The sequence below is a fragment of the Microbacterium allomyrinae genome, assembly GCF_020682705.1.
GTDB lineage: Bacteria > Actinomycetota > Actinomycetes > Actinomycetales > Microbacteriaceae > Microbacterium > Microbacterium allomyrinae.
In genome coordinates this window covers 185003-206176 of the sequence record NZ_JAGTTN010000004.1, presented here as the reverse complement: position 1 = coordinate 206176, position 21174 = coordinate 185003, and the positions used below count along the sequence as shown (strand labels likewise).

The window sequence follows — 21174 nt, the reverse complement described above, 5'->3', positions numbered from 1 at the left end:
GTGCCTGAAGTGACCTTCCATCTCGCCCCCGCCGGCCGCGCCGCTGTCTCCGTCACCGTCGCCGACGGGATGTCGGTGATGCGTGCAGCAGTGACGAACGCGGTACCCGGCATCATCGGCGAGTGCGGCGGGCAGGCGATGTGCGCCACGTGTCACGTGCTCGTGCGCGAGGAGTTCCTCGATCGTCTCGCCCCGGCCGGAGCGGACGAGGTCGACATGCTCGAGTTCTCAGTCTCTGGCCGCGACGAGGCGCGAAGCCGCCTGGGCTGCCAGATCCACCTCGGCCCCGCGCTGCCGGCGCTGGAAGTCGACATACCCGCATCGCAGTACTCCTAATGCCGGGCACGATCATCGTGGGCGCCGGTCATGCCGGCGTGCAGGTCGCGGACTCACTCCGGCGGGAGGGCTATCGCAACGCCATCATGCTCATGGGCGACGAAACGCATCCCCCCTACCAGCGACCTCCGCTGTCGAAGGAGCACCTCCTCGCCACCGGCCCCGTCGGCCGTGTCTCCCTCCGCGGGCCGTCGTTCTTCGCCGAGTCGGGTATCGAGCTGCGCACCGTACGTGCCGTGGAGATCGACCGCGCGCACCGCCGTGTTCGCACGTCGGACGGCGTCTGGACCCCCTACGCGCGGCTGGTTCTGGCCACCGGCGCCCGCAATCGCGCCCTGGAGGTGCCGGGCGCCGGGCTGACCGGCGTGCTGAGCCTGCGGACCGCCGACGAGGCTGACGCGATCCGCGGAGCGCTCGCGGCCCATCGTCGCATCGGCATCATCGGTGCGGGCTTCATCGGCATGGAGGTCGCGGCGGCAGCGCGCGAAAGGGGTCTCGACGTCACCGTCGTCTCGCCCCGATCCGGGCCGATGGCGCGCTCGGCGTCACCGACGGTCGTGGAGTACTTCACCCGGCGCCTGGTCGCGTCCGGCGCGCGCCTCGTGTCCGGCACCGAGGTCCGCGCCCTGCGCGGCAATGGCGGGCGAGTGGATGGCGTCGTGCTCGCGGACGACCGCGTGATCGATGTCGATGTGGTGGTCGTCGGCATCGGCGTGCACCCGAACGACGAGCTCGCCGCACGCGCCGGGCTCCAGGTCGATGACGGCGTGGTCGTCGATGCCGGGCTGCGCACATCCGATCCCCGGATCTGGGCGATCGGAGACTGCGCCACGCACCCGAACCCGCACGCCGGCGTGCGGCGGCGCATCGAGTCGGTGCAGAACGCTCTGGACCAGGGCCGCCACGTCGCCCGGGCCATCGCCGCTCAGACGAATGAGACGGTGCCATACCGTGACCTGCCTTGGTTCTGGAGCCATCAGGGCGGCGACAAGCTGACGATCGCGGGGATCAGCAGCCCGGCGGACGAACTCCTCGTGCTGGGCGACCTCGCCGCGGGGAGCTTCTCCGTGCTGCGATTCCGCGAAGGCCGGTTGCGCTGCGTCGAGTCGGTCAACGCCGTGCGCGACCATCTGGCCGCGCGCGCCGTGCTCGGATCGGACGTCGTGCTCACGTCGGCTCAGGCCAGGCTCGAAGGGTTCCGGCTCGCCGATTTCGCCCGCGCGCCGGCGAAGCCCCGCTGACGGAATCGCCAACGGGGCCGGCCATCTCGCTCCGCCTGATGCTCAGAGCTCGATCGGCTCGAGCTGTGCCATGACCGACTCGCGCTCGCTCTCGAACTGGGGCGGCAGCATGAACGCGCGGCCGAGTTCCTCGGGCGACTCGTCACAGTCCCAGCCGCCCTCGTTGTGCGTCACGGCGAGCTCGAACAGGGCGCCTCCGGGAGTGCGCACGTAGTGCGACTTGAAATAGGTGCGGTCCTTGAGCTCGGAGATGTCGGTGTAGCCGGCGCCCTCGATGTCGAAGCGGATCTCGCTCTGATTCTCGAGGTTGTCGAGGTTCCACGCGAAGTGGTGGTACGCGCCAGCGCCGTACCGCCAGGTGCCCTGCTCATCGGTGCGGTTGCCCGTCAGCTCCACCCAGTTGCCGAATTGCGCGTTGCCCACAGCGAAGCGCGCGCGGTGGCCGTCCTCGGTCACCTCGCCGCCCGCGAAGAAGACCTGGTTGCCGAATTCGACCATGCGGTCCTGGTCGTACACATGGATGCCCACTCCGTGCAGCCCGTGGATAGCGTGTTCTGCACCGACACCACCGCCGGTGAAGCCCGCGCGCGGGTCGCCCGCGTGCTCGATGAGCACGTATTCGATCCCGGACGGATGACGGAAGTTCAGCCGGCGCTCGTTGAACACGTCCTCGAAGGCGTTCTCGACACCGTGCGCGGTGAGACGTTTCGACCAGAAGTCGAGCGAGTCGGCAGGCACCGACAGCAGCACCTCCCGTGCCTGGTTGGTGCCGCGAGTGCCGTAGACGCCGGCCTGGGCCCAGGGGAACGTCGTGATCACCGACGAGGGATCGCCGCCCGCGTTGGAGTAATACAGGTGATAGATCGGCTTCGAGCCGTCATAGAGCACGGTCTTCTTGATGAAACGAAGGCCGAGCACCTTCGTATGGAAGTCCACGTCCTCCTGGGCGTGCCCGACGGACAGCGTGACGTGGTGCGAACCTGTGATGAAGGTCATCCGGTATCTCCTCTACTTGTGCTTGCGCATGTGCGCGGCAGCGCGTTCTGCCGCATTTTCCGGGCCACGGGGACCGAGATCATTCCTCCGACAGCGGATCTCCGCCGCTGCGCACCAGTCGGGCCACCCGGCTGCGGATGTGGATGAACGTCTCGTTCTCCTTCGTGGCGATCTGGTCGCGGGGCGCCGGCAGCTCGACGGGGATGTCGGCCACGAGCCGGGCTGGCGCACGGGAGAGCACGAGCACACGATCGGCGAGGTAGACGCTTTCATCTATGTCGTGGGTGACCGAGACGATCGTCATCCCGTAAGCGGCGCGGATCGCCAGCACGAGGTCTTCGAGGTCGGAGCGCGTCTGCGCATCGACTGAGGCGAACGGCTCGTCCATCAGCATCACGCGCGGACGGTATGCCAGCGCGCGTGCGATCGCGACCCGCTGCTGCATCCCGCCGGAGAGCTGCCAGGGGTACTTCTTCTCGTGGCCGCCGAGACCGACGGCCTCGATGCTCTCAGCTACGATCGCGCGGCGATCGGCGGCGGTCTTGGGGGAATTGTTGAGCGGGAAGAGAATGTTCTTCTCCACCGACATCCACGGCAGCAGCGAGCGGCTGTAGTCCTGGAACACCATTGCCAACCCACGCGGCACCCCGCGGATCACCTTGTCTTCGAGCCGCACCTCGCCCTCCGAAGGTGTGAGCAGGCCGGACAGGAGCCGCAGCAAGGTGGTCTTGCCGGCGCCCGAGGGACCGACGATCGACACCATCTCCCCGGGAGCCACGGCGAAGGAGAGGTGGTCCACCGCTCGGTAGGCCTTCTCGCCCGAGCCGTACACGTGGCCCACATCACGCACCTCGAGAAGCTTGTCGGTCGTCGCGGTTCGGATCGTCGATGTGTTCGTCGTAGTGGTCACGTTCTCTCCTTCGTCGGTCTTCGGCCGGCTCATCCGCGGGCCTGCGTGTCCCAGCGCAGCGCGCGCCGTTCGACCGCCTCGAGCACGGCGTTGAGCAGGAAGCCCAGTACCGCGAGGGCCACCATCCAGGCCCACATCTGAACGAGGTTGAACGAGGCCTGCGCCTGCACGAGCCGATACCCGATGCCGTTGGTCGCCACGAGCAGCTCCGAGACGACCGCGAGCAGCAGCGCTGCGGTCAGGGCGATCCGTAACCCGGCGAAGATCTTGGGCGAGGCCGCGGGCAGCACGATCTTGAACAGCACGACCGCCTTGGGGAGGCGGAAGATGTGCCCCATGTCGATCAGGGTCGGGTGAACCGACGCGACTCCTCGCGCCGTGTTGATCAGGACGAACCACATCGTGCCGTACGCGATGAAGGCGACCCGCATCGCATCCTCTCCCCCCATCAGGATGATGAACAGTGGCAGGGTCGCCGTGGCGGGGATCGCCCGCAGGAACTCGACGATCGGGTCGGAGACTTCGCGCAGCGCGCGGGAGCGGCCGATGGCCGCACCGAAGCCGATGCCCACCGCCGAGCCGATCACGAATCCGAGAAGCAGGCGCCAGAGCGTCGAGAACACGTCGACCGACACCGCATCGGTCACGAAGAGGGTGGCGGGGTCACCGCTGAAGAAGAGTGCGCCGGCGGCCGCGGCGATGACCGAGGGCGCCGGAAAGTACACCGACGGGTTGAGGGTCGTGCCGAGCTGCCAGAGGAGGATCGCCGCGACGAGAACGAGAATCGTCAGGCCGAGGGTGCCCAGAGCTCCGAGGCGTGCGGTCCGGCGCCCGCGACTGCGCTGCGCGGTGTCCGCGGCTTTCACCGTGTCCAATATCACTTCCCGTTCTCCTGTGTGCTCCAGCCGAAGAGGCGGCGCTCGAGCGCGCCCAGCGCCAGATTGATGACGAGGCCGAGGATGCCGGTGAGCAGAATCCCCGCATATACGAGCGCGACTTGATTGCCCTGGGCGCGGTTCGAGGCGATGAACGCGCCGACGCCGTCGGCCCCTCCGGCGACGAGCTCCACCGTGATCACAACGATCAGGACGATGGCGGAGGAGATGCGGATGCCGGTGGCGATGAGCGGCGCGGCGCTGGGCAGCACGATGCGCCGGATGATCTGGAAGCGGGTCTGGCCGAAGATCCTGGCCATGTCGCGGGTGCTCGGATCCACGTCGTGGACGCCGTAGATGGTGTTGAACAGGATCGGCCAGACCGCCGCGTAGACGGCCACGACGACCTTCATCTCGAGACCGGGCCCGATCACCAGCAGTACGAGGGGGATGAGGGCGATCGCGGGCATGGTGCGCGCGAACTCCACAATGCTGCGACTCACCTGGTAGCCGACCTCGGAGAGGCCGAGCACGATGCCGAGGGGAACCGCGACGACGGCGGACACGAGCATGCCGATCAGCCACGCGGCGAGCGTCGACGCGACGTGCAGCCAGAGCTGAGGCTCGGCGAGGGCGCCGAACAGACGCGCCGCGACCTCGGAGAACGGAGGGAGGAATGCGGGGTTGACCAGGTTCAGCCGCGAGAGGACCTCGAGGGTCGCGATCAGGGCAGCGACGCCCGCGAGGCCGCGGAGGATCGAGGTGCGACGACGACCGGTCCGGGCGGAAACGGCTGGGGCGGGGGCCGTGGTGCCGAGGGGCGAAGGCGATGGAGCGGTCCGTGCAGTGGTCATCGAAACGACTCTTCCCGTGCGCTGGGTGGGCGGGTGGATCGGGAGCGCGGCCGCAGCACGGGCTGGGGCCGCGCCCGCCTCAATCGCAGTTGTCGGGCAGCGGGATCGTGATCCCGGCGATGTCGAATTCCTCCGTGATCACGCCGAAGTTGTACATGATGTCGGGCACGATCTGCATCGCCTCGGTGTCGTTCGATGCAGGATAGATGACCTTCTTGGTCGCGGCGATCGCCGCAGCATCCCAGCCCAACGCGCCGGAGATGGCCGAACTGTAGGCCTCTTCGTCGTCGGTCACGAGCTCGGCGCCTTTCACGACGACGGCGCACTGGAACGCGGCGATGGTGTTCGGGTTCTCGTCGGCGAACTTCTTGGTCGTCACCCATTGGAGGGACGGGAATCCCTCATAGAGGCCGGCGCCGTAGTCGAGCACCGTCACGGTGTCGAGATTGGCTTTCGCGGCGGCGAGCGTGGGTCCGAGGAAGACGCCAGCGTCGATCACGCCCGTCTCGAGGGAGGCGCCCATTTCACCGAACGGCACGTCGAGGAACTCCACCGACTCCCAGTCGAACCCTTCGTCCTGCATCAGGTACTTCAAGCGCAGGTCGTGGGTGCTGTTGAGGCCGACCACGCCGACCTTCTTTCCCTCGAGGTCCTCGATCGTCGAGATGCCCGAGTCGGGCAGCGCTTCGAGCGTGAGTGACTCCTCGACATCGCGGAAGTTCTCGCCGATCACACGGAGCTCGATCCCCTGCAGGTTGGCGTTGATCGTGCCCCAGAGGCTCGCCGTCCCGACGTCACCCCCGCCGCCGACGATCTGAGTGATCGCTGCTGGTGCTGACTCGGCCCAGGCGGGCTCGAGGGTGATCCCGTACTCCGCCGCGATGCCGCTGTCCTGCGCAGCGGCGAACGGTGCCACCGACGTCTGGCGATAGTTGACGCCGACGACCGTCGACTGCTCCGGAGCGAAGGGATCGACCGCTGAGACCGCGGGCGCGGCCGCCCCAGCCGCGTCGGCGTCCGACTCGGTGCTCGCAGCGCACCCTGCGGCGGCAAGCAGCACCAGGGACACGGCACCCGCGACGCCGGCGAACCGGGCTGTGGTTGTGATTGGCATGACTCTCCTTCTTCATTGAATGAGCGTGTAGCGAACAATAGTTCGCTGAACAAACAGTAGCCGACATCGGTGCGAGGCGCGAGCGCTTCGCCGCTCAGCTAGAGACGAACGAGCGGTGCAGTCTCGAGCCGGCGGATTCCGAAGGCTCGCTCGCGCTGCAGCGACTCGTCGGACCCGACCCGTCTCAGCGCTGCGAGGTCGGACTCGAGGCGCTCTGGATCGTGGGAGTGGTACACGAAGCGCTTGTTCTCGCTCGCCGTCGGGGAGGCGTTCTCGAGGAACACGCGCCGACGCTCGTCCGCGTAGCGATCGAGCACGTCCTCGGACTCTGCGCCGCGCAGGACGCCGGCCAGCGCGTCATAGAGCACGAAGGTGTCGAAGAGCCCCGAGGTGAGCCCGAGACCTCCGCTGGGATTCGTCGCGTGCGCCGCATCCCCCGCCAGCAGCACGCGTCCCGCGCGGAATGTCGGGGCTGCACGCTGATGCATGCGATAAGGCGTGAACTGATCGAGTTCATACTTGCCGTCGCCCGGCAGCACCGCTTTCAGGAATGCCGGCATCCGCTCGAGCACGGTCTCTGCGGGCAGATCCCGGCTCTCGCAATAGGTGAGGCGCCACAGCCCCGTGTCGTCGATCTTCGCGATGATCGCGCCATACCGGGGGTCGACGATCATCGTCGAGCGGGCGAAGCCGTGCGCTTGGAAGTCGAAGCGGATGTTCGTGGCGACGAATCGCTCTTCCCACGTGAATCCCTCGAACGGGATGCCGAGGGCGGCGCGCACGCCGCTGCGCGCGCCGTCGGCGGCGATGACCCAGCGGGAGCCGAACTCGACGGGGCCGACTGCGGTGACCGCAGAGACCCGTGCGCCGTGATCAGACTGAGTGACACCGTTCACCCGCACGCCGAAATGCACCGGCACGCCGAGCGCGACGAGCTGTTCGAGCGCGATCTCGGCGAGTTGATGCTGGCCCAGATGCAGGTTGTAGGGGTGGGCGACCTGCCCTTCGAGCACGGAGAGGGTCAGGTCGATGGCCTCGCCGGTGCGGAACACCCGATAGGTGGACTCCTGCTTCGTGAATCCCCTGCGCATCGCCTCATCGAGAACCCCGAGACGATCGAGGCCCTCGAGAGCCGCCCAGTGGTAGACCATCGCGCGAGGAGACTGCACGATCGCCGGCTCAGCCTCGAGCACCCGCACCGAGACCCCGGCGCGCGCGAGGCCGAGCGCGTTGAGCATTCCGACCGGGCCGCCGCCCACGACGAGCACGTCGACGTCCGGCGCGGGTGCGGACATGGATTCAGGCCTGGGACCAGCGGCCACGATCTACTCCTCATCGAGTGACAGCGACTGTCTATTGTTCGCTGATAGATTATCTGTTCGCTGAACGTACCGAATTGCAACGAGCGGGTCAAGTCGACGGCGAGGGGCCTCGACGCGGTCAGGCGCTCGCCGCGACGAGCAGCGCTCGGGTCCGCGCGCGGGCATCCTCTGTCACTCCATGCTCGGCGCCCGGCTCCACGCACAATTCCGCCTCGGCGCCGAGGCGCTCGAACTCGGCGTGTGTGCGGATGACCCGGGGCAGCGGAACCCACGGGTCCTCCCGCACCGTCGACATCAGCACTCGCGTGCCGTCGAAGGACCCGCGAAAGTCGGTCCGGCGTTCCTCCGGCCCGATGAAGCCGCCGGTGAGGAGCACGATGCCCGCGTATCGTCTCGGGTTTCGCAGAGCGTATTCCGAGATCAGGCAGGCGCCTTGCGAGAAGCCGAGGAGGACGACCCGGTCGGCGGTGAAACCGTTCGCGAGTACGCCCTGAAGCACGGCGTCGATCGCTTCGAGCGACCAGTCGAGCTGAGCATCGGCCTTGGGTGGTGCGTCCATGAACCTGTAGTCGTACCACTGGTGATCCGCTGCAGCCGGCGCCACCCAGCGCGCGGGCGGACCGTCCACCGAGATGCTCAGCTCTCGCATGAACTCCGGCGACTGGGTTCGGCCGTGCACGGCCAGCACAGCGATTGGCGCCCGTCTGCTTCCCCACGACACCGCCGCGGTCTGAAGATGCGGATTCCGGTCGGCCTGCTCAGTCATGTCAGCACACTTTCCACTTGTGCGCTCATCGTACGACTGTTCTGCGTAAGAACCATGACGGCTCCAGATCTACGCTCCCAGCGTCATCTGCTGCCGATCGCCGCCCGTCACCCGGTGCGGGTGCCGACCACGCTGGAAGCGGGGAAGGGTCCGGACTGCGCCGTTCCGGTCATGCGGTTGCCGATGACGCGCATCTGGAAGACGAGCGACGTCGGCAGTGGCGCGGCGAGATCGAGCCTGAACGCAACCGTGTCGCCCGCCGCTGTGCCGTTCCGGATGGGAACCGGCCCGGTGGCGCCGACGGCGGTACCCGTGAGAGTCGTTCCGGCCACCGACAGAGTGAGGTCGTACCGTCGGGAACCCGCGAGCGTCGCGACCTCGATCGCCCACTTCCCCTCGATCTCCGCCATGTCGCCGACCTCTCCTCGATGCCCCGACCGCGCTGGCCGACGAGCTCATTCTGCCCGCACCGCCGACTAATCTTGAAGAGATGTCGAATACGCGTGCCGAAGCGGCTTACCAGCGCTCGGTGCTGGCGTTCAAGGATCCGACTCTCGATCTTCTCCATGGCCGTTTCGCGCCCTTCGTCGTGGCCATGCTCTCGATCGTGTTCACCGCCGAGCGCCGCTCGGTCGCTGTCGCCGACGCCCACGTCGAGATCGGCGAGGCCCTCGAAGAGCTGCGGGCCGCGGGCTACGACGAGGACGAGCGCCGGCTTCCGGCCGGAACGGCCCGCGAGATCTGCCGCAACTGGGTCCGAGTCGGCTGGCTGGCACCGCAGCTCGAGGACGACGTCGAGGTCTACCGGCTGACCGCTCACGCCGTAGGGGCGCTCGAGATCGCCGGACGGACCGGCGGGCGTGCGCGCGTGTCGCGGTCGCGGGTGCGCACGCTGCTGGATGCCGTCGAGCGGCTGGCGCGCGACGCCGAATCCGACCCCGAGCAGCGGATCGCCCTGCTGATGCAGGAGCGCGACGCACTCGACGAGGAGATCGCCCGGCTGCGCGGCGATGAAGCGGAGCCGGTCGATGACGAACAGCTGCTCGAGGAGGCCGAGAACGTCCTGCACCTCGCCCGCGAGCTGCCCGCGGACTTCTCCCGCGTCGCGGAGTCGATCAAGGCGATGCAGCGGGATGTCGTCGCGGACCTCCGCCGCGACATCCGCCCGACCGGTGAGATCCTCCGCGAGTATCTGCAGCGGGGTCAGCACGTCATGCAGTCGACGCCGGAGGGACGGGCGTTCGAAGGCGCCCTGCGCCTCATCGGCGATCCCGAGCACATCGACCGTCTCGCAACGCAGTTGCGCACCCTCCTCGCCCAGCCGTTCTCTCGGCTGATGGGACCCGCCCAGCGGGGCGATCTCGACTCCATCGGACGACAGGTCGAGAAGGGCGTGCAGGACGTGCTCACCGCCCAGCGGCGGGCCTCGCAGGTCATCACGGCGCAGGTGCGCACGCACGACCCGATCCGCGACCGCCAGGTCGACGATCTCCTCCGCGGGGTGATGTCGGGACTGCACGTCTGGATGCAGAGCTCCAAGCCGAGCGACCGCGTCGAACCGCTGCACACGTTCCCGGTGTCCGACATCGGGCACCTGCGCCAGACGCTCAGCGATCTCCGCCCGCCGGGTGCGCCGGCCCCGCTGCCGGTGACGGACGACGTCGAGTTCGTGGATGCCGACACCCGCGCGTGGGGCGGGCCGCGCTATGCGGAGCTCGAGGAGTACGTCCTGACGCTCGGCGACCGCTTCGACCTCGCGACCGCCTTCGAGGGCGCCGACGACGACACGCGCCGGCCCGTCGACCTCGTGGGACTGCTGGAGATCGCCCACCGCAACGGCATGACCGAGACCGACGACGTGTCTGTCGCGCAAGCGCGACGACCCGATGGGACGACCCGCCGGTTCGCGTTCGGCACCGTTACCGCGAGCACCGTGAAAGAGCCCCAGAATGACTGACCTTGCGACCCTGCCCGATACCGCGAGCGACGGTCCGTTCATCGATCCGGTCGCGATGGAGCACGACCCGGAGGAGCTCTTCGCCGGTGACCGGGGCGTACTCGACCCCGACGTGCGTCGCGTCCTCGTGCGACTGCTGCAGCGCCGCTTCCTGCTGGCCAGCCGCAACCGCGGCGAATGGGCCGTGCTGATGGACCACCAGCACACGATCGAATCGCGCTTGAACGACCTGTTCGTCCGCCTGATCGTCGACCACGATCGCGGCGTCGCCTACAAGGAGCAGATCCGCTCGGACGAGCTCGAGATCCCGATCCTGCTGCGCGACGAGGCGTACTCGCGTGCCGAAACGCTCGTGCTGGTGCACCTGCGCACGGTCTACCAGCGCGAGACGACCGCGGGCGAGTCGTCGGCGCGCGTCGATATCGAAGAGGTCGAGCAGACGGTCCTGACCTACTTCGCCGAAGCGGACGGGAGCACGGCACGGCGCCAGAAGGCGATCCGAGCAGCCGTGGGCAGGCTGCGTCAGGACGGCGTCCTCGAGGAGGAGTCGGAGGGCCGCTACCGGATCAATCCGCTCGTCGAGATCCTGCTCAGCTCCGATCGCCTGCGGGAACTGCGCGACTGGCTCGAGGAGCAGTCGGCACGGTCCATGCCGATCGATCTCGACGACGAAGAAGACGAGGACGTCGACGCGACGGACGACGACACGGAGGCCGCATCGTGACCATGCTCGACACCCTCTTCGGCCTCATCCCCGCCGCTTCTCGCGGACAGCAATGGGTGGCCGATGAACTCCAGCTGGTCAACTGGGGCGGCTACGACGGAGCGCACCGAGTGCGCTTCTCGCCCACCGCCACGCTGCTGTGCGGCGGCTCCGGCTCGGGCAAATCGACGCTCATGGATGCCTACGTCGCGCTCATGATGCCGCATACGACGCCGTTCAACGGCGCCTCCAACGGCGCTGTCGTCGGGCGGCCGCGCGGACTGGAGCAGCGCAACATCCTCTCCTACGGGCGAGGGAAGACGGACGAGACCCGCACCGAGGACGGCACGAAGCTGACGGTGCTGCGTGGCGACGGCACCGATACGTGGACGGCCATCTCGATGACCTGGCTCGACCACGACGGCTCCTGCTTCACGGCCGTGCGTGCCTGGTACATCCCGGCGGCCGCGCGCCTGGTGGAAGACACCGTGCGGGTTCGCGCGACGGTCTACGGTCCGTTCGATCTGAGCTCGCTCCAAGCGGCTGCGGCGCAGCGGCTCGCGGATGCTGCGGTGAGGAGCACCGGACTCGACACCGTCGCCACCGACCGCGAGTTCTCGGCACGCCTGCACACCGTGCTCGGCATCGGTGCGGCCGGCGCCGGCACCAAGGCCATGAGCCTGCTCGCCCGCATCCAGGCCGGGCAGCAGATCACCACCGTCGATGACCTCTACAAGCGCATGGTGCTCGAGGAGCCCGAGTCACTGGCGACCGCCGACGCTGTCGTGGCACACTTCGACGGCCTGGAGAGCACCCGCGGCCGGATGCTGACGGCACAGCAGCAGGTGCGCGCACTGGAGCCGATCCGGTCGGCACGCGCGCGGATCGAGGAGTCCGCCGAGCGGTTGCGTCTCCTCGACGAGATCGGCCGTTTCACCGAGCCGGACTCCCTGGCCACGCTCTGGCGGGCATCCCGCCGCCTCGATCTGCTGCGCGATGTCGAGGCCGAGCTTCAGGCCGGAACCCACACCGCCGAAGCGACGGTTCGCGAGAAGCAGGCGCTCGCGGAGGCCGCCGACCTGGAACGAGAGGGTCTCGGCGAGGTGCTGCGCGCCGCGGGCGGCGACCGGCTCGAGGTCGCACACCGGGAGCTGCGCGGACTCGAGCACCGGCTCACGAACGTGGCGCGCGAACGCGAGAAGCTCGACGATGCGCTGGGCGTCCTGCAGGTGGAGGTCGACTCGGCGCAGGCCTTCGAGGCACTGGTGGACCGAGCCCGCCGCGCGCTCGCCGATCCCGGCACGAAGGCCACGCTCCGCGAAGCGCACGGCGAGGCTATCGGCGCGAGGAACATCCTGGCGACGCGCCTGAGCGAACTCGAGGCCGAGCGTCGCGATGCAGAAGGTCGAGACGACAACATCCCGGCCCGGCTCCGCCGTTCCCGGGAGTTGCTTGCTCGCGCCGCCGGACTCGCCACCGCCGATCTGCCTTTCGTCGGCGAGCTCATCGAAGTGCGCACCGAGTTCGAGCCCTGGCGCGAGGCCTTCAACCTCTCGCTCGGCGGCTTCGCCACCACGCTGCTCATCGACGTCGAGCTGCTTCCGGCGTTCCGCACCGCGATCGACGCCGTCCGCTCCGGTGATCGGCTCCGCTACGAGGGCGTGCGCACCGGCCTTCCCGAATCCGGTGCCGGTGACCCGCAGACGCTCCCGGGACGGCTGGACTACAAGAGCACGCCCTTCACCGGGTGGCTGCAGGACGAGCTGGACCGACGATTCGGCTATGTCTGCGTCGACACGACGGCCGAGCTGTCGGCTCATCGGATGGCGCTCACGATCGCCGGGCAGATCTCTCACGGCTCGCGCGGCGCGCACGGCGGGCACGATCGGGGCAACGTCCTCGGATTCTCGACCCACCGCCGCCTCGGGGAACTCGACGTGCAGCTCGGTGCCGCGCGTACCGAGCTGGAAGGCGCCCGCGCGGATGCCGCGAACGCCGTCGCCGAGCTCGACGCCTTCGACGCGCGGCTCATCGCGTACGGGAAGATCCAGTCCCTGACGTGGGACCAGGTCGACGTCGCCGCCCTCGAACGCGAGCGCGAACGCTGGACGGCGATCGTCGAGAACGTCACCGCCGAGAACCCCGAGATCGCCGGCATCCAGTCGCGGATCGACCAGAAGCGGAGCGAGGCCGCCGTCCTGCGCGAGGGGATCGGCAGCGCCAAGGCGGAGCGGCAGCGCCTCGCCGACGCGTGGGCCGCCACCACCGATGACGTCGACGCCGCCCAGATCGTGCTCGAGTCGGCGGAAGATGCCGGACGTGCGCTGACCGACGGGCAGACGACATACCTCGACACGCTGTTCCTCGCCCCCGACCCCACCGGCGCGTCGAGGCGCGCACAGGAGCTGGCTCGCTTCGACGCTGCCCTGGACTCGGCGTCGCGACGTTTCAGCGAGGATCAGCGCGCGGCGCAGGAAGCCGTCGGGGAGCAGCGAGAGGGTCTGCGGCGGACACTGACCGGGTTCCTCGATCGGTGGCCCAACCCGAACCTGCTCGCCGATCCGGACCATTCGCTCGGCGACTTCGAGCGCATCCTCGCCGACCTCGAGACCAGTGGGCTGCACGAGCTCGAGACGGAATGGCGCGACAGCCTGCTCAAGCTGTCGGGCAACGACCTCACCAACCTCGACTCGACGCTGGGTCGCTCGCTCCGCGAGATCAGGGACCGCATCGAACCGATCAACGTGATCATGAGGGACCTCCCGTTCTACGATGACGACCACCGGCTGCAGATCACGCCGCGCGAGAACCAGTCCGAGGTGCGGCGGCGCTTCCGGCGAGAACTGCGCGAGGTCCGCAAGCTGATCGAAGCCGCGGCGACCGACGAAGAGCGCGAACGCGCGTATCACCGGATGTCGCGCCTGATCAATCGCCTCCGCCGCAGCGCTCCGGACTTCGCCGAGCTCATCGACGTGCGCAACCACGTGCGGGTCAGCGCGGAGCGCGTTCACGCGGGCACCGCGCAGCATGTCGCGCTCTACGACCACATCGGGGAGAAGTCCGGCGGCGAGTCCCAGGAGCTGATCGCCTTCATCGTCGGAGCGGCACTGCGCTACCAGCTGGGTGATGCCGGCGCCGAGCGCCCCCGGTACGCGCCGGTCTTCCTCGACGAGGCTCTCATCAAGGCCGACGCGCATTTCACGAAGCGGGCGATCGGCGCGTGGCGCGGGCTCGGCTTCCAGCTCATCATCGGCGCCCCGAACGACAAGTACAGCGCGATCGAGCCGCACGTCGACGTCGAGTACGACATCCTCAAAGACACCCAGGGCCGTTCGTGGGCGAAGCCGAAGGTCGCGCTCTCAGACGTCCGTGGCTGAGGGCGCAGCTCATAGAGCGACCGGTGCAGCGACAGCGCTCGCGCGGGACGAAGGCTCGCTCCCGCACCCCGGGTGAGGACGCATCCTCTTCCCGCTTCGATGCGCGTTCTTCAGCTCGTGCTCACGGCAGATCCTCCACGCGCAGGTCGTCGGGAGCGTCGTCATCCGAGGTAGCGGGTTCATCCTCGGCGAGAATGTCGCCTTGCCCGTCCTCTCCCAGCTCGGCGTCGAGCGGACTGCTCCCCTGGCTCTCGGGTTGGCGCTCGTCGAAACTCGCAGCGAGATCCGGGGGCGGGACACCATCGCTTCGGGGCGTTGCGCCGTCGTCATCCGTGGGCCGTGATGCGTCGGTCATGTTGTCCTCTCAATCATCCAGGTGGCGTGGATCCGCACGGCGACGTCTCAGGCCTGCGCATCGATATCGCCACGCCAGGCGCCCGTGGCGGCCCCACGGTTCTCGATGAACTGCTTGAAGTTCTTCAGATCGGCCTGCACGGCGTGAGAGCCCGCGCCTACCAGGGCACCAGCCCGTTCGAGGAGACCCTCCGGTTCCCAGTCGATCTGCACGGTCACCCGACTCGATTCGTCGTCCAACCGGTGGAAGGTGACCACGCCGGCGTGGCTCGTATCGCCTGAGACGCTGGTCCAGGCCACTCGCTCATCAGCGTGCTGCTCGGTGATCACGGCGTCGAACTCTCGTTCCACTCCGCCGACCTTGACCTTCCAGTGGGTGTGGGTGTCGTCGAGTTGCGTGATCGACTCCACCTCGTCGAGGAACTCGGGAAAGCTCTCGAACTGCGTCCACTGGTTGTAGGCGACAGCGACCGGCACGTCGACGTCGATGGTCTCGATGATCTGCACCATGGAAATGCTCCTCAGCTCGCGCTTGCACGTATCCGACCCATTCGAAGCGATCCCGCCACGTCACCCAAGGGGGTTGACAGCCCCCTCAGCTGGGGCTGATGAAGCCGCCGGATACGGAGTGCTGGAGCGGGTGGGCCGTTCCGGCGCAAGGGGGTGGGCGTGCAGCGACACGAGTCCTAGCGTCTTCGCATGGCGAAGCTGACGAAGCTGACGAAGAACGAGGAGCGTCCGGGCGCAGAAGAATGGGTGCCCGCGGGAGCGGACCTCGATGAGCTCCGCGGTGCGGCGGAGAAGTGTCGCGGATGCGAGCTGTGGCACGACGCGACGCAGGTCGTCTTCTGGCCCGCGCACGATCGGTCAGACGAAGCCAGTCGACTGCTTCTCTGTCCGAGCCGGGTCCTCCGCTGGACGCCTGGTGCTCAGTTCCTCCAGCAGGTGGGGAAGCGTGGTGTGAACGAACGACGAGGCAACGAAATCCGCCTCGCTCCCGCCGCGGAGCAGCCACGACTCGAACGATCGCTCGTAGGTGTCGAGCACCACCCGGACCGCGAGACGGGGTTCCCACACGAAAGGGCGCCCTAGTTTGTCCATCAACGCGACGAGAGTCTCTTCGACAGCCAGCTGGAACTCACGCTCCGCGTGAACCACCGCCTCGCCGGTGTGAGCACTCCGCAATGATTGAAGCCGCCGCTCGGCCCTGATGAGAATGCTCCCCCGGTCCAGAGGACGCGCACTCGCCAGCATCCGGGCCGCAGCCGCCATCGCTTCAAGGGCATCCGCGGGCACGGAGAAGTCTGTGACGACCCGAGCCAACCGCCGCGCACATTCCTCCACCAACTGAGCGTTGACCACGTCCATGAGGTCATCCGTCGAGCGGAAGAGGGTCCGATACTCGGCGGGCGTAACCCTCAGCTGCCGACACACGTCAGCGATCAACTCCGGACCGAGCGACTCGGATGACAACGCGATCCGCAACGCCGTCGCCACCCGGGCCCTGGCCACAGGCACGCGTCTCGACACGATGTCGGAAGAAGCGCTCGGGCGTGGGACCGGAGACGTCCTCATTTCGTGAGGCGGGCCGCGTCAGACCGCGCGAGCAGCCGTTTGGCGTACTGGTAGTTGGCGTTGTCGATGAAGAGGCTGCCGAGCATCATGGACCCTCGACCGTCCAGGGCGGCCTCCTCGTACGCCGTCACCACACGGCGTGCGGACTCCACCTCTTCGCGAGAGGGACTGAATGCCTGGTTCAGCACCGCGACCTGACGAGGATGAATGCAGGACGCGCCCGAGGATCCCATCTCCCGCGACCTCGAGGCCAGGGTGTGGAACGCCTCGATGTCTTCGAAGGACACCAGCGAAGAGGATCTGGCCAGTCTCGTCCACCTGTTGGAGTCTGCTGAGGATCAGAGCCGGCTGTACAACGCCCGGGTTGCCGAAGACCTGCCAATCGATGGACACCCCGAACAGCTGTACGCCCGCGTTCAGGAGTTCAACTCCGCGGTCCTGGCTAGCACACACAACCCGGTACTGATCCGGATCTTCGAGCAGACCCGAGCTCTATCGAGTATCGAGCGTCAGGAGCGGTCACTGCGTCGTCTACGGGAGGATCCCACCTTCGGTAGGAGCCGGTGGGACAGCCATCGGAGCACGCTCGAGGCGATTCGCGCTCGTGATCCAGACCTCGCTGAACGGACTGCAATCGAGCGTGCCCGTAGCGCGATGGACGACCTCGCGGGCCTCGGCGACGATTAGCTCGCTCTGACAGGGCACCGTCCCGCCCCTGGCGCGACCCCGACCACCCGAGTTCATGGGACGATCGAGGATTCCCGTTCATCGGCATCCGTCGCCCACAGAGGAACGGACCGAGTGCCGCCACCGGCCGCACGATTCTCGCACCTCTGCTGGATGCTTCGCTGAAGCTCGCCCCTGAGGGTGGTCGAGAGTCGAGGCGAGGGGAAGCGCATCGCCGAGTAGCTCGTCCGCCACGCCTAAGGCGTTCGGGTGCGACTCAGGCGAGGTACGGGTCGACGAGCAGCGGACCGCGAATGTCTCTGAGCGTGTCGATGAGAGACCCGAGCCCCTTCCGGCTCCACGCCGACATCTGCAGATCGTAGGGGCCGAGCGGTTCGAGCTTCCCGGTGCGGATCCGGATCACCTCCCATCGCGCAGAGCGCAGGGCCCGGTCCTTGCGGCGATCTGCGTCCGCGCGCCTGCCGACGTGCTCCAGACCGTGCCGGCCGGTGCTGTCGTACTCGATCGCGATACGCAGCTCGGGGAGCAGGATGTCCGGCCACACCTCCACGTGATCGAAGAACGGTCGCGCGACCCGCACGGCGTTCAGCGCCGGCGTCACCGACAGGCGCGCGAACAGGTCGGCGCGCAGCTGCGCCTCGATCGCAGACGCAGGCCGGGGGGCGCAGCCCGAGAGGAACGACTCCCCGACGGGCAGGTCGGGTGTCTTCGGACACAGTTGCAGCTTCCGCTTCGGCTGTCTCGGCCGCAGAACCGTGCGTCCGATCGGGTTCGCGACAGCGGCGGGGACGGAGGCGCCGGGAAGCGTCACCACGTCCCGCATCGGCAGTGCCCGGGCGGGACGGGCAAGCTCCGCGCAGTCGGGACACCAGGCGGAGCGGCGGCGTTCGCGGCCGGGTCGGTTGCGCTGCTCGTCGGGTGTGGCGGCGAACTTGTGGCCGGCTTCGCACTGCCACAGCAGCAGCACGTCGGCCGCCGGAGGAATCTGGCTCAGGACGATGCCGGCGTTGAGCTCCGGGTGATACTGACGGATGAGGGCGGGGAAGGATGCCCACGCGTCCCGGTAGTTCCCGACCGGGTACGGGACATCCGCGCCTCGGGAGAACTGGCGGCGTGCCCACCACAGTTCGACTCGCTCCGGCATGCGAGCAGGGTACGCACGGCCCACGACATCGCCACCGGGTGACCGCGTTCGTCACTCGTGTTCCGGAAGCAGCGGCGTCGACCAGCCCGGATCGCGACCGAGTTGCGCGGCCCGGCCAACCGATGCCGTGCCGAAGCGGTCGCGCACCGCGTCGAGCACGGTGTCGAGGCGCAACCCGTCGTCCCCGTCGATCGGCAGTTCGGGCGGGACGCTGTCGGCGCGCGCCAGCTGCGACAGCGACACTCCGATCAGAGTGATGCCGCGCTGTGCGATCTCGGGTTGTGACGCCGCGAGAAGCCCGCGCGCGACGGCGAGCAGCACGGCCGTCCGGTCGGTCGCGATGCGGAGCGAGCGGGATCGGGTGGCCTTCGCATAGTCGCCGTAACGGAGGCGCAGCACGAGCGTGCGGCACACACGCTCCTTGTCGCGGAGGCGGCGGGCGAGCCGATCCATGATCTGGGTCAGGATGAGATCGAGTTCGTCGACCGAGCGTGGACGGTTGCCAAGCGCGCGCTGTGAGCCGATGGACCCGCGGCGGCGCGTGGTGTCGACCGGGCGCGGATCACGCAGCCGGGCCAGCGCGTGCAGGTGCGCGCCGGTCGCCCTGCCCAGCAGCCGCTCGGCGGTCGCGGCCTCGAGCTCGGCCAGCTGCCCGACCGTGTGGATGCCGAGCCGGTGCAGCTTCTCGGCGGTGACGGCGCCCACGCCCCACAACCGCTCGACGGGCAACGGCAGCAGGAACTCTTCCTCCCGGTCGGGTTCGACCACCAGCAGCCCGTCGGGCTTGCTGACCGCGCTGGCGACCTTGGCGAGGAACTTCGTCCGCGCCACCCCGACCGAGATGGCCAATCCGACCTCCGCCCGGACGCGCTCACGCAATCGCGCGGCGACCTGCTCGGGTGTGCCCGCGATGCGTCGGAGACCCCCGACCTCCAGAAACGCCTCGTCGATGGAGAGGCCCTCGACGAGCGGAGTCGTATCGCGGAAGATCGCGAACACGTCTCGGCTGGCCGCCGAGTAGGCATCCATTCGCGGCGGGACGACCACCGCGTCCGGACACAGGTCGCGCGCCTGCCGGCCGCCCATCGCGGTGCGCACCCCGCGGGCCTTCGCCTCGTAACTTGCCGCCAGCACCACGCCCCCGCCGACGATCACGGGCCGGGCCTGCAGCGCAGGCGCGTCGCGCTGCTCGACCGAGGCGTAGAACGCATCGAGATCGGCGTGCAGCACGGTCGCCTCGCCCCGCATCGCGCCTCCCGCCGATCATCCGTCCTGCGGATCGTCGCACGCACCGGGGACATGGGCCGCTCGCTGCGGACTGGATGCGTGCGCAGGCCCTGCGGCTGCGGAAGGATGCTCTCATGGCTCGAACACACCCACTCCGCGCGGGAGCTCCAGCGGCCGTGAGTGTCCTCATCGCACTCGTCACCGTGTCGCTCGGCGGATGCGCATCGGGGGCGCCGGGCAGGGGGGCCGCTGACCCGGAGTCGATCGCTGAGCGCGCGAGCGCCGTCGGCATCGCGCCCGAACTCGTGTACACAACCGAGGTGGACGGCTACGATCTGGCGCCGCAGTCCGTCGGGACGGGTGCCGCTGACGGGATGTCGGCGACCTGGTTCAACGAGACCACAGGGGCGATGGTGACCATCCGCACCGATAGCGGCGAAATGACGGCGGCGTCGTGCGTGGAGACGCCGCTGTGGGAAGCACCCGACGAAGGGGTGACGTGCACCGACGAGGGTGGCATCTGGCACCGATCTGGCGGCATCGTCCACGAGTACATCGCGGTCGCAGACGGTGTATTGATCCGCGTGACCGGGACGAACGACGCTTCGCCCGCGGATCTCCTGGCAGCCGCGAAGGCCGTGCACGTTCCGACGGACGCCGAACTCGAACTGCTCTTCTCCGACCTTCCCGAGGTTCCCGAGGTTCCGGTCGAGCGTGGGGATGTGCCTGAGAACGGTGATGGTGCTCCGATCGATCCGGTCGGACCGGGTGGCTGATTCGACCGCACGAGTCTTTACGCCATCGGGCGGCTCTCGATCGCGCTATCTGAGTGCCCGATCAGTGATCGGCCGACCGCTGCCCGAGCCGACCGGGTCGGCCTGAATCGTGCCCGCTCTATGCAAAGGAATGAGGTGACGGGTGAGATTTGAACCCAAAGAGGTTCGATCTCTCATCCGTCTGGGTCGGAAAGCCCCGGATTCAACTTCCTGTGCATGATCAAGTTCGTCGACCCGGGCACTCCCCAGAAGCCGCGCGTCGTGAACGACTGCACCTGGCGAGCGCTACGCGCCGGATTTCGCCGCCGGAGTCGAGCGGGCTCTGAGGTGGATGCGTTCGCCTTGCTTGCCGAACATGCTCAGCAGCTCGACTGGGCCGGTGCCGGCTGAGCCGAACCAGTGTGGGTTCTTGGTGTCGAACTCGGCAGCTTCCCCGGCAGCCATGACGATGTCGTGTTCGCCGAGGACCAGTCTCAATCGTCCGGAGAGCACGTAGATCCATTCGTATCCCGCGTGCGCGCGAAGAACAGGGGTGCGGTCGGTCGCGGAGATGGTCATCTTGTAGGCCTGCGGCTCGCCGTGGTGGGTGGACAGTGGAGTTAGGGTTCGACCGTCGGCCCGGATCGACCGCTGCGGCACCCGGGGGTCTTCAATCCTGGGTGAGGTGACGATCTCGTCCAATGGCAGTGCGAGCGCCGCGACGATCGGCAGGAGCAGCTCGAGGCTGGGCTTGCGCTGACCCGATTCAAGTCGCGACAGAGTGCTCTTCGAGATGCCCGTGACCTTCGACAGTTCGTCGAGCGTGACGTTCTTCTTCTGGCGTGCGTGCCGCAGCCTGGGGGCAATCTGGCTCAGCTCTGTTGCGACCCGCTGTGAAGTGCTCACACGCACAGCCAACCACCCTGTTCCGGTTTCGGCAACAGAAGTCTCACCGCGGGCGGGTCAGGTGGCAACGTTCGG

At 68.2% G+C, this 21174-nt stretch carries 22 protein-coding genes; 7 read left to right on the top strand and 15 right to left on the bottom strand.

The window, feature by feature from the left end; genetic code table 11:
- Nucleotides 1-336 (top strand): 2Fe-2S iron-sulfur cluster-binding protein, encoded by a 336-nt coding sequence (locus KEC57_RS13435; protein WP_308187605.1) that lies wholly within the window; start codon nucleotides 1-3, stop codon nucleotides 334-336.
- Nucleotides 336-1577: an NAD(P)/FAD-dependent oxidoreductase gene (locus tag KEC57_RS13430; protein WP_229385146.1), complete on the top strand. Its 1242-nt coding sequence runs from the start codon at nucleotides 336-338 to the stop codon at nucleotides 1575-1577. The genes KEC57_RS13435 and KEC57_RS13430 overlap by 1 nt, the downstream gene beginning before the upstream one ends.
- A gap of 42 nt (nucleotides 1578-1619) precedes the next feature.
- Here the strand turns inward: KEC57_RS13430 and KEC57_RS13425 are convergent, their stop codons facing one another.
- The 8 genes from KEC57_RS13425 to KEC57_RS13390 form a co-directional block, all read right to left on the bottom strand.
- Complete coding sequence (locus tag KEC57_RS13425; RefSeq protein ID WP_229385145.1) at nucleotides 1620-2573, bottom strand: VOC family protein; 954 nt, start codon at nucleotides 2571-2573, stop codon at nucleotides 1620-1622.
- Nucleotides 2574-2652: 79 nt separating this feature from the next.
- Nucleotides 2653-3483 carry an ABC transporter ATP-binding protein gene (locus tag KEC57_RS13420; protein WP_229385144.1) on the bottom strand — a complete coding sequence of 277 codons (831 nt, stop codon included), beginning with the start codon at nucleotides 3481-3483 and terminating at the stop codon, nucleotides 2653-2655.
- Nucleotides 3484-3512: 29 nt separating this feature from the next.
- Entirely contained in the window at nucleotides 3513-4364 is an 852-nt protein-coding gene (locus KEC57_RS13415; protein WP_229385143.1) for an ABC transporter permease, read from the bottom strand.
- A complete protein-coding gene (locus KEC57_RS13410; RefSeq protein ID WP_229385142.1) occupies nucleotides 4361-5212 on the bottom strand; it encodes an ABC transporter permease in 852 nt (283 codons plus the stop codon). Before KEC57_RS13410 ends, KEC57_RS13415 begins: the two co-directional genes overlap by 4 nt.
- 79 nt (nucleotides 5213-5291) lie before the next feature.
- Nucleotides 5292-6326, bottom strand: coding sequence for an ABC transporter substrate-binding protein (locus tag KEC57_RS13405; RefSeq protein WP_229385141.1), 1035 nt, complete (start codon nucleotides 6324-6326; stop codon nucleotides 5292-5294).
- 98 nt (nucleotides 6327-6424) lie between these two features.
- Nucleotides 6425-7621 (bottom strand): FAD-dependent oxidoreductase, encoded by a 1197-nt coding sequence (locus KEC57_RS13400; protein WP_229385140.1) that lies wholly within the window; start codon nucleotides 7619-7621, stop codon nucleotides 6425-6427.
- Nucleotides 7622-7766: 145 nt separating this feature from the next.
- Nucleotides 7767-8414 (bottom strand): alpha/beta hydrolase, encoded by a 648-nt coding sequence (locus KEC57_RS13395; protein ID WP_229385139.1) that lies wholly within the window; start codon nucleotides 8412-8414, stop codon nucleotides 7767-7769.
- Between the two features lie 107 nt (nucleotides 8415-8521).
- Nucleotides 8522-8824: a hypothetical protein gene (locus KEC57_RS13390; protein ID WP_229385138.1), complete on the bottom strand. Its 303-nt coding sequence runs from the start codon at nucleotides 8822-8824 to the stop codon at nucleotides 8522-8524.
- An 80-nt stretch (nucleotides 8825-8904) separates the two neighbouring features.
- On the opposite strand from KEC57_RS13390, the gene KEC57_RS13385 reads away from it, so the two are divergent.
- Genes KEC57_RS13385 through KEC57_RS13375 form a run of 3 tightly spaced genes read left to right on the top strand, consistent with a single transcriptional unit; the run spans nucleotide 8905 to nucleotide 14451 of the window.
- Nucleotides 8905-10371, top strand: coding sequence for a DUF3375 domain-containing protein (locus tag KEC57_RS13385; protein WP_229385137.1), 1467 nt, complete (start codon nucleotides 8905-8907; stop codon nucleotides 10369-10371).
- Nucleotides 10364-11095 carry a DUF4194 domain-containing protein gene (locus tag KEC57_RS13380; RefSeq protein ID WP_229385136.1) on the top strand — a complete coding sequence of 244 codons (732 nt, stop codon included), beginning with the start codon at nucleotides 10364-10366 and terminating at the stop codon, nucleotides 11093-11095. The genes KEC57_RS13385 and KEC57_RS13380 overlap by 8 nt, the downstream gene beginning before the upstream one ends.
- A complete protein-coding gene (locus KEC57_RS13375; RefSeq protein ID WP_229385135.1) occupies nucleotides 11092-14451 on the top strand; it encodes an ATP-binding protein in 3360 nt (1119 codons plus the stop codon). Before KEC57_RS13380 ends, KEC57_RS13375 begins: the two co-directional genes overlap by 4 nt.
- A gap of 121 nt (nucleotides 14452-14572) precedes the next feature.
- Here the strand turns inward: KEC57_RS13375 and KEC57_RS13370 are convergent, their stop codons facing one another.
- The 4 genes from KEC57_RS13370 to KEC57_RS13355 form a co-directional block, all read right to left on the bottom strand.
- Nucleotides 14573-14806 (bottom strand): hypothetical protein, encoded by a 234-nt coding sequence (locus KEC57_RS13370; RefSeq protein ID WP_229385134.1) that lies wholly within the window; start codon nucleotides 14804-14806, stop codon nucleotides 14573-14575.
- Nucleotides 14807-14853: 47 nt separating this feature from the next.
- Nucleotides 14854-15315 (bottom strand): SRPBCC family protein, encoded by a 462-nt coding sequence (locus tag KEC57_RS13365; RefSeq protein ID WP_229385133.1) that lies wholly within the window; start codon nucleotides 15313-15315, stop codon nucleotides 14854-14856.
- A gap of 357 nt (nucleotides 15316-15672) precedes the next feature.
- Nucleotides 15673-16173, bottom strand: coding sequence for a hypothetical protein (locus KEC57_RS13360; protein ID WP_229385132.1), 501 nt, complete (start codon nucleotides 16171-16173; stop codon nucleotides 15673-15675).
- 203 nt (nucleotides 16174-16376) lie between these two features.
- Nucleotides 16377-16568, bottom strand: coding sequence for an aldolase/citrate lyase/malate synthase family protein (locus KEC57_RS13355; RefSeq protein ID WP_229385131.1), 192 nt, complete (start codon nucleotides 16566-16568; stop codon nucleotides 16377-16379).
- Between the two features lie 19 nt (nucleotides 16569-16587).
- Between KEC57_RS13355 and KEC57_RS13350 the strand changes: the two genes are divergently transcribed.
- Entirely contained in the window at nucleotides 16588-17067 is a 480-nt protein-coding gene (locus KEC57_RS13350; protein ID WP_229385130.1) for an FCD domain-containing protein, read from the top strand.
- A gap of 256 nt (nucleotides 17068-17323) precedes the next feature.
- Here the strand turns inward: KEC57_RS13350 and KEC57_RS13345 are convergent, their stop codons facing one another.
- Both KEC57_RS13345 and dinB read right to left on the bottom strand, forming a co-directional pair.
- Entirely contained in the window at nucleotides 17324-18211 is an 888-nt protein-coding gene (locus KEC57_RS13345) for a zinc-ribbon domain-containing protein (protein WP_229385129.1), read from the bottom strand.
- Between the two features lie 51 nt (nucleotides 18212-18262).
- Nucleotides 18263-19459: a DNA polymerase IV gene (gene dinB / locus KEC57_RS13340; RefSeq protein ID WP_229385128.1), complete on the bottom strand. Its 1197-nt coding sequence runs from the start codon at nucleotides 19457-19459 to the stop codon at nucleotides 18263-18265.
- 113 nt (nucleotides 19460-19572) lie between these two features.
- Here dinB and KEC57_RS13335 point away from each other — a divergent pair, with 113 nt between their 5' ends.
- Complete coding sequence (locus tag KEC57_RS13335; RefSeq protein ID WP_229385127.1) at nucleotides 19573-20214, top strand: hypothetical protein; 642 nt, start codon at nucleotides 19573-19575, stop codon at nucleotides 20212-20214.
- Nucleotides 20215-20499: 285 nt separating this feature from the next.
- On the opposite strand, the gene KEC57_RS13330 is transcribed toward KEC57_RS13335, so the two are convergent.
- On the bottom strand, nucleotides 20500-21099 hold the full coding sequence (locus KEC57_RS13330) for a helix-turn-helix domain-containing protein (RefSeq protein WP_229385126.1): 600 nt from the start codon (nucleotides 21097-21099) through the stop codon (nucleotides 20500-20502).
- Nucleotides 21100-21174: the final 75 nt, after the last annotated feature.

What these genes read in the sequence shown, in the direction of transcription:
- KEC57_RS13385 (WP_229385137.1), top strand. Translation starts at nt 8,905, where the DNA reads ATGTCGAATACGCGTGCCGAAGCGGCTTACCAGCGCTCGGTGCTGGCG.
- KEC57_RS13395 (WP_229385139.1), bottom strand. Translation starts at nt 8,414, where the DNA reads ATGACTGAGCAGGCCGACCGGAATCCGCATCTTCAGACCGCGGCGGTG.
- KEC57_RS13335 (WP_229385127.1), top strand. Translation starts at nt 19,573, where the DNA reads ATGGCTCGAACACACCCACTCCGCGCGGGAGCTCCAGCGGCCGTGAGT.
- KEC57_RS13380 (WP_229385136.1), top strand. Translation starts at nt 10,364, where the DNA reads ATGACTGACCTTGCGACCCTGCCCGATACCGCGAGCGACGGTCCGTTC.
- KEC57_RS13345 (WP_229385129.1), bottom strand. Translation starts at nt 18,211, where the DNA reads ATGCCGGAGCGAGTCGAACTGTGGTGGGCACGCCGCCAGTTCTCCCGA.
- KEC57_RS13370 (WP_229385134.1), bottom strand. Translation starts at nt 14,806, where the DNA reads ATGACCGACGCATCACGGCCCACGGATGACGACGGCGCAACGCCCCGA.
- KEC57_RS13405 (WP_229385141.1), bottom strand. Translation starts at nt 6,326, where the DNA reads ATGCCAATCACAACCACAGCCCGGTTCGCCGGCGTCGCGGGTGCCGTG.
- KEC57_RS13410 (WP_229385142.1), bottom strand. Translation starts at nt 5,212, where the DNA reads ATGACCACTGCACGGACCGCTCCATCGCCTTCGCCCCTCGGCACCACG.
- KEC57_RS13425 (WP_229385145.1), bottom strand. Translation starts at nt 2,573, where the DNA reads ATGACCTTCATCACAGGTTCGCACCACGTCACGCTGTCCGTCGGGCAC.
- KEC57_RS13430 (WP_229385146.1), top strand. Translation starts at nt 336, where the DNA reads ATGCCGGGCACGATCATCGTGGGCGCCGGTCATGCCGGCGTGCAGGTC.
- dinB (WP_229385128.1), bottom strand. Translation starts at nt 19,459, where the DNA reads ATGCGGGGCGAGGCGACCGTGCTGCACGCCGATCTCGATGCGTTCTAC.
- KEC57_RS13365 (WP_229385133.1), bottom strand. Translation starts at nt 15,315, where the DNA reads ATGGTGCAGATCATCGAGACCATCGACGTCGACGTGCCGGTCGCTGTC.
- KEC57_RS13360 (WP_229385132.1), bottom strand. Translation starts at nt 16,173, where the DNA reads ATGGACGTGGTCAACGCTCAGTTGGTGGAGGAATGTGCGCGGCGGTTG.
- KEC57_RS13400 (WP_229385140.1), bottom strand. Translation starts at nt 7,621, where the DNA reads ATGTCCGCACCCGCGCCGGACGTCGACGTGCTCGTCGTGGGCGGCGGC.
- KEC57_RS13390 (WP_229385138.1), bottom strand. Translation starts at nt 8,824, where the DNA reads ATGGCGGAGATCGAGGGGAAGTGGGCGATCGAGGTCGCGACGCTCGCG.
- KEC57_RS13350 (WP_229385130.1), top strand. Translation starts at nt 16,588, where the DNA reads ATGCAGGACGCGCCCGAGGATCCCATCTCCCGCGACCTCGAGGCCAGG.